The sequence below is a fragment of the Paraburkholderia sp. C35 genome (assembly GCF_003121405.1).
Lineage (GTDB): Bacteria > Pseudomonadota > Gammaproteobacteria > Burkholderiales > Burkholderiaceae > Paraburkholderia.
Genome location: NZ_QBUY01000185.1, coordinates 1 through 9,001, shown reverse-complemented (window position 1 = coordinate 9,001; position 9,001 = coordinate 1). Strand labels below are relative to the sequence as shown.

Here is a 9,001-nt window from a genome sequence, read left to right as displayed (position 1 = left end):
CCCGCAGGCAATAACTAGCATTGGCGGTGTTAGCCCGCTTTCTTTTGCCTACTTTTCTTTGCGGCGGCAAAGAAAAGTAGGTGCCGCCCCGCACAGGGGCAACCCAGGCAGACCACTAACAAAAAGCGGATGCCACACCAATAACAAAACCGCGCGCAAAATTCAGCGCGCCCTCACCCCGATACTCCGCATAAAATCCGCCAACCGTCTTCCTTCAACATCAGGAAACGCCTCAAGCACCTCAAGCTCACCGATATTCGCCAAAGCAAAATGCCGAAAATCCTCGCGTAACTCGCACCACGCGCCGAGCGTGAATCGTGCACCCCAATAAGCCAGAGCAAGAGGCCAGACACGCCGCGTCGTCGCCGCCCCATGCTTGTCCAGATAAGCAAAACTGACGACACGCCTTGCATCGATCGCTCGATGCAACGTATCGACGATGGACGACACATTCCCATCGATATGAAATGAAGGCGCAAAAAAAGCCAGCCGGTCGATAGCGGCACGCTTGTCCGCAGGCATCGCAGAAGCAATCTTGGCCAGCGCCCCGCGCGCGCCCGCAGCCATGCTCTCGCCACCCCACGACTCGAGCATCCGCGCGCCCGCAGCGAGCGCGGCCAGCTCATCGGCGGTGAAAGTGAGCGGTGGCAGACTCGCGCTGCGACTCAACCGATATCCAATACCCGGCTCACCTTCAATCGGCACCCCCGACAACTGCAAGTCCTGCACATCGCGATACACGGTACGTAGCGACACATGCAGCCAGTCGGCCAGTTGCTGCGCAGTCGTGAGGCGCCGGCCGCGCAACAGTTCGGCGATCTGGAACAGCCGGTCAGCACGACGCGTCATCGTGGGGGTCTCCCGAAGAAAGACGGAAAGTCTCCCGCGATGATAGCGCCGCACGATGCTCTCCCGGCGCGCTCTGTGTCACTTCATCCGTTGGTCTTCGAATGCAGGCCGACGCGGTTGCCTTCCGTGTCCGTGAAGAAGCCGATCCAGCCGATGTCGTTCGGCAACTGCACGGCCGGTCCCTCGACCTTGCCGCCCGCGCGCTTCACGCGTTCGAGCGTCGCGTTGACCGTCGGCTGCGCGTTCAGATAGCTCACTGAACCCGTTGCCGACGGCTCCAGCGTCGCGCTCCTGACGATGCTGCCGCCCGTCGATGGCTCGTCGTAGTTGAAGATCGCCATCGGCACGCCGAAGTCTTCGCGGCGCAATGTCGTATCGAGCGCAGTTTCGTAGAAGCGCACCGCGCGCTCGAAATCGATGGCGGGGATTTCGAACCAGGCGATGGCACGGTTGAGTTGGGATGCTGACATGATCTTCTCCTGTGTGTTGGATAGCGCCGGATGGCGTAGGAGAAGTGTGCAGCGGGGCTACTGACACCGTTCTGGCAGCAGGGTTGTCAGCGAGGTGGTCAGCAATCACCTGGCGACAGGCAATAAAAAAGCGGGCATCGAAGCCCGCTTTTCCTGTGAGAGAACCGCTTACTCTTTCGGCCCGTCCGCCGCCGGACGCTGCCTCACGCTGCCCGCAATCAGATCGAAGCGGAACAGCCGGCATTCGAGCGCGCCATTGAACAGCGGCGTTTTCGTCGATTCGCGCAGACGCAATTGCCCCGGCAGATTCCGGTCCGATGTCAGCACGAATGCATGCCAACCCGTGAAGCGCTTCTTCAGCGCATCGCCAAACGACTGGAAGAACTCCGTCATGTCGGGCGTATCCGATTCTGCGCGGCGGAAACCGCCTTCTTCACGTCCGGTATCGCGAATCTCGCCGCGCGGACCGCGCCCGCGCACTTCGATCCGCTCGCCATACGGCGGGTTCGCCACCAGAATGCCTGGCTCACCCGAGGGCGGCATCATGTTGCGTGCGTCGAGCTGCTTCAGCGGCAGCGACGGGAAACCGGCGCGCTCGAAGTTCATGCGCGCCTTTTCGAGCATGTTGTCGGAAATGTCGCTGCCGTAAATCAGCAGATCGCCACGGCCCGAGCGCGCTGCGCGCTTTGCATCCTGCGCGGCGACCTTCAGCTTCTGCCAGGCCGAGACGTCGTATTGCTTGAACTGCTCGAAGCCAAACCGCCGGTCGACGCCCGGCGCGATGTTCAGCGCCACCTGCGCCGCTTCCGCGAGGAATGTGCCGCTGCCGCACATCGGATCGAACAGCGGTGTGCCCGGCGTCCAGCCCGTCAGACGCAAAATGCCCGCTGCGAGGTTTTCGCGCAGCGGCGCCGCGCCCTTGTCCAGACGCCAGCCACGCTTGAAGAGCGGCTCGCCGGATGTGTCGATGTACAGCGTGCAATCGGTGGCCGTCAGGAACGCGAACACGCGCACGTCGGGCGAACCCGTATCGATGCTCGGACGCGCGCCCGTCTTGTCGCGCAGACGGTCGCAGATCGCGTCCTTGACGCGCAGCGTCGCGAATTCGAGACTGCGCAGCGGCGACTTGATCGCGGTCACGTCGACACGCAGCGTCTCGTTCGCCGAGAACCACTGCTCCCAGTTTTGCTCGAGCGCGAGGCCGTAAATGTCCTGCTCGTTGCGGTACGGGCGGTGCGCGATCTTCAGCAGCACCCGGCTCGCGATCCGCGAATGCAGGTTGGCGGCCATGCCGGCTGCCCAGCCGCCCTTGAAGTGCACGCCGCCGGGCACCTGTGCGCCGGCGGTGAACGGCGCGCCGTTCAGATGACGCGCGGCGATCTCGGCGAGTTCGGCGGCTAGCGTGGCTTCGAGGCCGCGCGGGCAGGGAATGAAGAATTCGAAAGACATGAGGTTTGCCGTAAAGGCGTTGATTAAGGCGACATTGTACGCGGTCGCCTCGTCATGCCTGGCAGTGGGTGTCGCGCGCGGGCAGAAGCGCGCTGGTGCGCGTGGGCGGAAGGGTGCCGGTGCGCGCGGGTCGCAGCGCGCTGATGCGCCCGCGCGGCCCGCGCCAGTTAGCCCTTGGTCCCTGCGTTCGAGGCCGACGGTGCGGAAGAGGGCGCCGCGGACGGACCCGAAGCCGACGCCGGACATGTGACAGCCGCGCCGCGCGCCGGCGCTGCCGCGAGATTGCGCACAGCGACGGCGATTTGCGTCGCGATCTGTTGGACCGCGCGCCGATGCGCTTCCGCCAGCGCATCGTAGCCGCCCGATGCGGGCTCGCTGACCACGCTGCGGCACGTCAGCACGGCTTGCGTACGCACCGCGCGCACGCTCCACACGGCGTCGATCAACGCGCGCGAGCCGGGCCACGACTCGAAGCGCTGCACGTTCACGCTGACGCGATAGACGGGCACGCGATCCGGATACGGCGAGCCGTACACGTCGATCGTGCCCAGTTGCTGCGTGAGCGAACTGGACAGCGCGCGTCGGATTTCGTCGCCCGGCAGCGAGGCCCAGCGCTCCTGTTCGAGCACCTGCACCTGGGTCGGGCCCGTCTGCACGACGAACTGGTTCTTTGCCACTTGCGGCGGCACATCGACAGGCGGCACTTCGATCAGGAACGCCGGGTTGCTGGCGGTGCGCACGGCATCGGGCGACGTGTCGCCGGCCGAGAGCGTGTAGAAGTGGCTCTGCGGCGACGAGCACGCGGCGAGCGTCGCCAGCGCGGCAAACGAGGCACACAGCGCGGCGGCGCGCATCATGCGGGGGACGCGTGCAAACGTCATGGCTTGTCTCCAGATTTACCGCGCAGCAGTGATTCAGGGTGGCGTTCGAGATAGTCCGACAGCGCGTTCAGCGATTGCAACGTGCGCGTCAGTTCCTGCAGCGCCTGGTGCACGTCCGATTGCAGCGGCGAATCCTGCTCCAGTGTCGCTTCCGCCGAACTGAAGGTCTGCTTGGCGGCCGCGAGCGTGTCGCGCGTTTGCGGCAGCACTTCCTTGTCGAGCTGCGAGAACAGGTGATCGGCGTTCTTCAGCGCGGCGTTCAGGTTGTTGCCGATCTGGTCGAACGGCACCTGATCCAGCTTCTTCGCGATATCGGCGATCTGCAGCTGCAGTTCATCCAGCGAGTTCGGGATGGTCGGCAGTTCGATCGGATCGCGCGTGATGTCGACGGTCGCTTTCGGCGCCTTCGGGAACAGGTCGATCGCGACATACAACTGGCCCGTCAGCAGGTTGCCTGTGCGCAACTGGCCGCGCAGGCCGTGATTGACGAGCGCGAGCAGCATCTTCTGGCTCGCATCCGTGCCGGACTCAGGCACCGGTTGACCGCGCGAGCGGCGGCGCAGACGGTCCGGATACAGATCCATCGTCACGGGCATGTTGAAGTTCTTGGTCTGCGGATCGTATTCGACGCCGATGTTCGTCACCTGGCCAAGCACGATGCCGCGGAAATCGACGGGCGCGCCCACCGACAGCCCACGCAGCGACTGGTTGAAGTTCATCACCACGTGCACGGCCTCGCCATCCGGCTCGCGCATCGCGTCGGCTTCATCCGAACCGAGACGGAAGGTCATGTTGTTCGGCGCCTGCACGCCGACAGCCTGACCCGGCGGCGACTGGAACGCCAGCCCGCCGACGATCACCGTCGCCAGCGATTGCGTGTTCAGCTTGAAGCCGCTCGAATCGAGCCGCACGTCCACGCCGCTCGCATGCCACCAGCGCGAGTTCGTGCCGACGTACTGATCGAACGGTGCGCTGACGAATACTTGCACCGTGACGCCCGTGCCGTCCTTGTCGAGCGAGAAGCCGGTCACCTGACCGACCTGCACGCGCCGATAGAACACGGGCGAGCCAATATCGATCGCGCCGAGCGATTCGCCGCGCAGCGTGAACTGGTGACCTTTCTGGTCGACGGTGACGGCAGGCGGCGACTCGAGGCCGACGAACTGCGTCTGCGTTTCCGTCGATCGTCCACCGTCCACGCCGATGTACGCGCCCGACAGCAGCGTGCCAAGCCCCGACACGCCACTTGCGCCGATACGCGGACGCACCACCCAGAAACGACTGTCCTTCACCGCGAAGTCTTCGGCTTCCTTGGTGAGCTGCACTTCGACATTCACCCGCGAATGGTTCTTCGCGAGCTTGATCGTCTTGACGAAGCCGATGTCGACGTCCTTGTACTTGACCTTGGTCTTGCCGGGCTCCAGCCCTTCCGCGCTGATGAAGCTGATGTTGATGGTCGGTCCTTTCTCCAGCACCGACTTGACGACGAGACCCACGCCGATCAGCGCAGCGAGCAATGGAATCACCCACACGAGCGAAGGCAGCCAGCCCCGTTTCGTGACAATTTCGGGCTCGGGCGGCTCGTACTTCGGCGGACCGGAAGGTGGCGTCGGCGCTTGAGGGCTATTCATGTTTCAGGTCCTGAGGTTTGCGGCTGTCCGGCTTCTGTGGAGCGGCATCGCCATGGTCGTGATCCACGTCGTCCCAGATCAGGCGTGGATCGAATTGCATCGAGGCGATCATCGTGAGAATCACGACCGAGCCGAACGCGAGCGCGCCCGGTCCCGCCGTGATGACGGCCAGCGATTTGAAGCGCACCAGCGCGACGGTCAATGTGATGACGAAGATGTCGAGCATCGACCAGCGTCCGATGCGCTCGACGATCCGGTACAGCTTGGTGCGTTCCAGCGGCCGCCATGTCGAGTGGCGTTGCGCCGTGATGGTCAGCAGCGCGAGCACGCTGAGCTTGAGCATCGGCACGAGAATACTGGCGACGAACACGATGATCGAAAGCGGCCAGTCGCCCGAGGTCCAGAAGTAGACGACGCCGCTCATGATGGTGTCGTCCTCCGCGCCGAGCAGCGATGACGTGTGCATCACGGGCAGCAGGTTGGCGGGAATATAGAGCACGGCGGCCGCGATCAGCAGCGCCCAGGTGCGCATCAGGCTGTCGGGGTTGCGCCGGTGCAGCGGCGCGCCGCATCGCGTGCAGCGTTGCGGCTCTTTCGAACGCACGCGTGGCTGCACGCGCGAGCACGCGTGACAGGCGACCAGACCGGCGCGCGAGGCCGTGGTGTATTTCATCGGGTGGTCATCCCCGGTGCGGCGCAATGGGGCCGTTCACGTCTGTCGGGTCTATCGGATCCGCCGGGCCTGCCGTGCGAGCGGCGAGATTGCCGTCATCCGTGTCGCTGCGCGCTTCGTCTTCGCGCGCGTGGCGTTCGCGCCGCGCCTGCAGCACGTCGATGCCTTCGGCGACGTCCCACAGCGTGCGCGGATCGAAGGTGACGACCACGACGAACATCAGCGTGAGCGCGCCGAACGCGAACATCGCGGCTTCGGGAATCACGCGTGCGAGGCTGACCATCTTCACCATCGTCACGAGCACGCCGAGCATGAACACTTCGATCATGCCCCACGGGCGCACGAACTGGATCGCGCGCAGCACCTGATTGAAGAAGGGCGGCACGACGCCCGAGCGGATCGGCACGAGCAGATAGAGCAGGGCAAGCAATTCGGTTAGCGGAAAGAGTGTGGTCGAGCAGAACACCATGATGGCGACGATCTGCATGTCTTCGTCCCACAGCGCGACAATGGCGCCGAGCAGACTGGTCTGCGACGTGATGCCGTTGGTCTCCAGTTCGACGATGGGGAAACCCTGCGCGATCAGAAAAGTGATCAATGCGGCGAACGTCATCGCCGTGATGCCATCCAGACGGCCGGACGCGCTGCCGTACAGCGTCGCGCCGCACCGCAGGCAGCGGGCCGTCCGCCGGCGTCCGAGGCGAGGCTTCTGATGCAGCGCGTCGCATTCGTGACAGGCAATCAGATGGTCATGTTCCATGCAGGCGATCGGGAAACGAGGTGCAATGTTGTTGTCGTGGTCGATGTCTTACAGACTGTTGCCTTGTCAGCGCTTCACGAGCGAGCCGCAGCCTGGGGCAATAGTATCAAAGCTCGCTATGCTGACGTCTTACAGGTCGGCACGGACAGGCTCAGATCCACGAGGGCTTTGTCCGACAGACGCGGCTGACGCGGGTTCAACCCGCAATAGCAAGTTTCGCGCCGCGCAAGAAAGCCGTCAGCCGGTTGCGGCTGCTTGCGGTACGATGAGCGCCGCGCAAGCCGTTCGCGCCGATGCCGGACGCAAACGGAATAATGGTATCGCCCGGGTCGTTTAACTTTCATGTTGGCGTCGGATCTGTCATGGCACATACCTCTTCATTTCATTCGCTGTCGTCGCGCGCGTCGTCTTATACATCGACGGCCATCGCGCTGCACTGGCTGATCGCGCTGCTGATCGTCTGCGGATTCTCGCTCGGCTGGGTGATGACGGACATCCCCGGCTTCACGCCGACCAAGCTCAAATACTTTTCGTGGCACAAATGGATCGGCGTGACGGTGTTCGCATTGGTCATTATTCGCATCCTGTGGCGTGCCACGCACGCCGCGCCGCCGATGCCTTCGCACATGCCCACCTGGCAGCGCGGCGTCGCGCATCTCACGCATTTTCTGCTGTACGTGCTGATGGTGGCGATTCCCGTGTCCGGCTATCTGTATAGCTCGGCGGCGAACATCCCGGTTGTCTATCTCGGACTCGTGCCGCTGCCGCGCCTGATCGCACCGGACCCGCATCTGAAAGAAGTGTTGAAGAACATTCACATCACGTTGAACTACACGCTGCTGGTGCTGGTCGTGTTGCACGTGCTGGCGGCGCTCAAGCATCAGATTCTCGATCGCGACGGACTGCTGTCGCGCATGCTTCCTTTCCTCAAATAAGGACAAACATGAAGGTATCGTTCTACCGCTACATGCTCGCCGCCTTTGCGGCGGCGTCGCTGGCCGCGTCGGGCGGCGCGTTCGCGCAGGTCGACATGGGCAAGAGCACGGTCACGGCGACGTCGAAGCAGATGAACGTGCCTGTCGAAGGCAAGTTCAACAAGTTCACCGCACAGATTTCATTCGATCCCGCCAAACCGACGGGCGGCAGCGCGCAGGTCACCGTCGATACATCGAGCTACGATCTCGGCGACGAAAGCTACAACGAGCAGGTTCGCGGCAAGGAGTGGTTCGATTCGAAGACTTTTCCGACGGCGACGTTCGTGTCGAGCGCGATTGCGGCTTCGGGCAACAACCAGTTCAACGTGACGGGCAAGCTGACGATGAAGGGCAAGTCGCAGACGGTGGTCGTGCCTGTCACGGTGACGAAGCAGGGCGCATCGCAGGTCTATGACGGAGCGGTGACGGTCAAACGTTCGCAGTTCGATATCGGCACGGGCGAATGGAAGGACACATCGGTGGTAGCAGAAGACGTGACGATCAAGTTTCATATCGTAGCCGCAGGCAAGTAACTCTCTCGCACGCAGACAGAAAGGAGAATGAAGTGAAAACGATGCTCTTGATGGTGGCTGGCGCGCTGACGTCGACGATGGCGGTGGGCGCGTTTGCTGCTGATACTTATCAGCTCGATCCGACGCATACCTATCCGAGCTTCGAGGCGGATCACATGGGTGGCGTGTCGACCTGGAGGGGCAAGTTCACCAAGAGTTCAGGGACTGTCACGCTGGATCGCGCGGCGAAGACGGGGACCGTCGAGGTCACGGTCGATACGTCTTCGATTCAGACGGGCAATACCAAGCTGGATGATCATCTGCGTTCGGGCGATTTCTTCGATGTCGCCAAGTTTCCGACGGCTGTCTATAAGGGTACGGCGATCAAGTTCGATGGGGATACACCTGTGGCTGTCGATGGTTCGCTCACCATGCATGGTGTGACCAAGCCGTTGGCGCTCAAGATCGATTCGTTCAAATGCATTCAGCATCCTGTGCTGAAGCGTGAAGTGTGTGGCGTTGAGGCTGAGGGTGAGTTTAATCGTGCCGATTATGGGTTGGATTTTGGGGCTAAGTATGGGTTTAGCATGAAGACGGTTTTGCATATTCAGGCTGAAGGGATTAAGCAGTAGTGGATGCTGGCGCTGGTGGTTGGGGTTTTTTAGCGTTTTTGCTGGCGTCCGCTCATTGTTAGTGGTCTGCTAGCGTTGCCCCTGTGCGGGGCGGCACCTACTTTTCTTTGCCGCGGCAAAGAAAAGTAGGCAAAAGAAAGCCGCTGAACACCGCCAGTTCTTGTAGTTGC

The 9,001-nt window shown here is 62.7% G+C and carries 10 protein-coding genes; 3 read left to right on the top strand and 7 right to left on the bottom strand.

Features of this window, described 5'->3' with window-relative positions; all coding sequences use genetic code 11:
- Nucleotides 1-162 precede the first annotated feature (162 nt).
- From DK391_RS43145 to DK391_RS43115, 7 genes are all read right to left on the bottom strand, one after another.
- Nucleotides 163-849 carry a YafY family protein gene (locus DK391_RS43145; RefSeq protein WP_109484123.1) on the bottom strand — a complete coding sequence of 229 codons (687 nt, stop codon included), beginning with the start codon at nt 847-849 and terminating at the stop codon, nt 163-165.
- Nucleotides 850-932: 83 nt separating this feature from the next.
- The gene (locus tag DK391_RS43140) at nt 933-1,319 is read right to left on the bottom strand and encodes a VOC family protein (RefSeq protein ID WP_109484122.1); all 387 of its coding nucleotides are present in this window, start codon (nt 1,317-1,319) and stop codon (nt 933-935) included.
- A 168-nt stretch (nt 1,320-1,487) separates the two neighbouring features.
- A complete protein-coding gene (locus DK391_RS43135; protein ID WP_109484121.1) occupies nt 1,488-2,768 on the bottom strand; it encodes a class I SAM-dependent RNA methyltransferase in 1,281 nt (426 codons plus the stop codon).
- Between the two features lie 167 nt (nt 2,769-2,935).
- The gene (locus DK391_RS43130; protein ID WP_109484120.1) at nt 2,936-3,649 is read right to left on the bottom strand and encodes a PqiC family protein; all 714 of its coding nucleotides are present in this window, start codon (nt 3,647-3,649) and stop codon (nt 2,936-2,938) included.
- The gene (locus DK391_RS43125) at nt 3,646-5,280 is read right to left on the bottom strand and encodes an MlaD family protein (RefSeq protein ID WP_109484119.1); all 1,635 of its coding nucleotides are present in this window, start codon (nt 5,278-5,280) and stop codon (nt 3,646-3,648) included. Before DK391_RS43125 ends, DK391_RS43130 begins: the two co-directional genes overlap by 4 nt.
- Complete coding sequence (locus tag DK391_RS43120; RefSeq protein WP_109484118.1) at nt 5,273-5,953, bottom strand: paraquat-inducible protein A; 681 nt, start codon at nt 5,951-5,953, stop codon at nt 5,273-5,275. The genes DK391_RS43125 and DK391_RS43120 overlap by 8 nt, the downstream gene beginning before the upstream one ends.
- A 7-nt stretch (nt 5,954-5,960) precedes the next feature.
- On the bottom strand, nt 5,961-6,713 hold the full coding sequence (locus tag DK391_RS43115) for a paraquat-inducible protein A (RefSeq protein ID WP_239483116.1): 753 nt from the start codon (nt 6,711-6,713) through the stop codon (nt 5,961-5,963).
- A gap of 362 nt (nt 6,714-7,075) precedes the next feature.
- Here DK391_RS43115 and DK391_RS43110 point away from each other — a divergent pair, with 362 nt between their 5' ends.
- The 3 genes from DK391_RS43110 to DK391_RS43100 are packed head-to-tail and all read left to right on the top strand — an operon-like array spanning nt 7,076 to nt 8,831.
- Nucleotides 7,076-7,648 carry a cytochrome b gene (locus DK391_RS43110; protein WP_109484117.1) on the top strand — a complete coding sequence of 191 codons (573 nt, stop codon included), beginning with the start codon at nt 7,076-7,078 and terminating at the stop codon, nt 7,646-7,648.
- 8 nt (nt 7,649-7,656) lie between these two features.
- On the top strand, nt 7,657-8,220 hold the full coding sequence (locus tag DK391_RS43105) for a YceI family protein (protein ID WP_109484116.1): 564 nt from the start codon (nt 7,657-7,659) through the stop codon (nt 8,218-8,220).
- Nucleotides 8,221-8,261: 41 nt separating this feature from the next.
- The gene (locus tag DK391_RS43100) at nt 8,262-8,831 is read left to right on the top strand and encodes a YceI family protein (RefSeq protein WP_109484124.1); all 570 of its coding nucleotides are present in this window, start codon (nt 8,262-8,264) and stop codon (nt 8,829-8,831) included.
- Nucleotides 8,832-9,001: the final 170 nt, after the last annotated feature.

Coding starts and splice junctions, on each gene's coding strand:
- DK391_RS43145 (WP_109484123.1), bottom strand. CDS start 849: ATGACGCGTCGTGCTGACCGGCTGTTCCAGATCGCCGAACTGTTGCGC.
- DK391_RS43140 (WP_109484122.1), bottom strand. CDS start 1,319: ATGTCAGCATCCCAACTCAACCGTGCCATCGCCTGGTTCGAAATCCCC.
- DK391_RS43135 (WP_109484121.1), bottom strand. CDS start 2,768: ATGTCTTTCGAATTCTTCATTCCCTGCCCGCGCGGCCTCGAAGCCACG.
- DK391_RS43130 (WP_109484120.1), bottom strand. CDS start 3,649: ATGACGTTTGCACGCGTCCCCCGCATGATGCGCGCCGCCGCGCTGTGT.
- DK391_RS43125 (WP_109484119.1), bottom strand. CDS start 5,280: ATGAATAGCCCTCAAGCGCCGACGCCACCTTCCGGTCCGCCGAAGTAC.
- DK391_RS43120 (WP_109484118.1), bottom strand. CDS start 5,953: ATGAAATACACCACGGCCTCGCGCGCCGGTCTGGTCGCCTGTCACGCG.
- DK391_RS43115 (WP_239483116.1), bottom strand. CDS start 6,713: ATGGAACATGACCATCTGATTGCCTGTCACGAATGCGACGCGCTGCAT.
- DK391_RS43110 (WP_109484117.1), top strand. CDS start 7,076: ATGGCACATACCTCTTCATTTCATTCGCTGTCGTCGCGCGCGTCGTCT.
- DK391_RS43105 (WP_109484116.1), top strand. CDS start 7,657: ATGAAGGTATCGTTCTACCGCTACATGCTCGCCGCCTTTGCGGCGGCG.
- DK391_RS43100 (WP_109484124.1), top strand. CDS start 8,262: ATGCTCTTGATGGTGGCTGGCGCGCTGACGTCGACGATGGCGGTGGGC.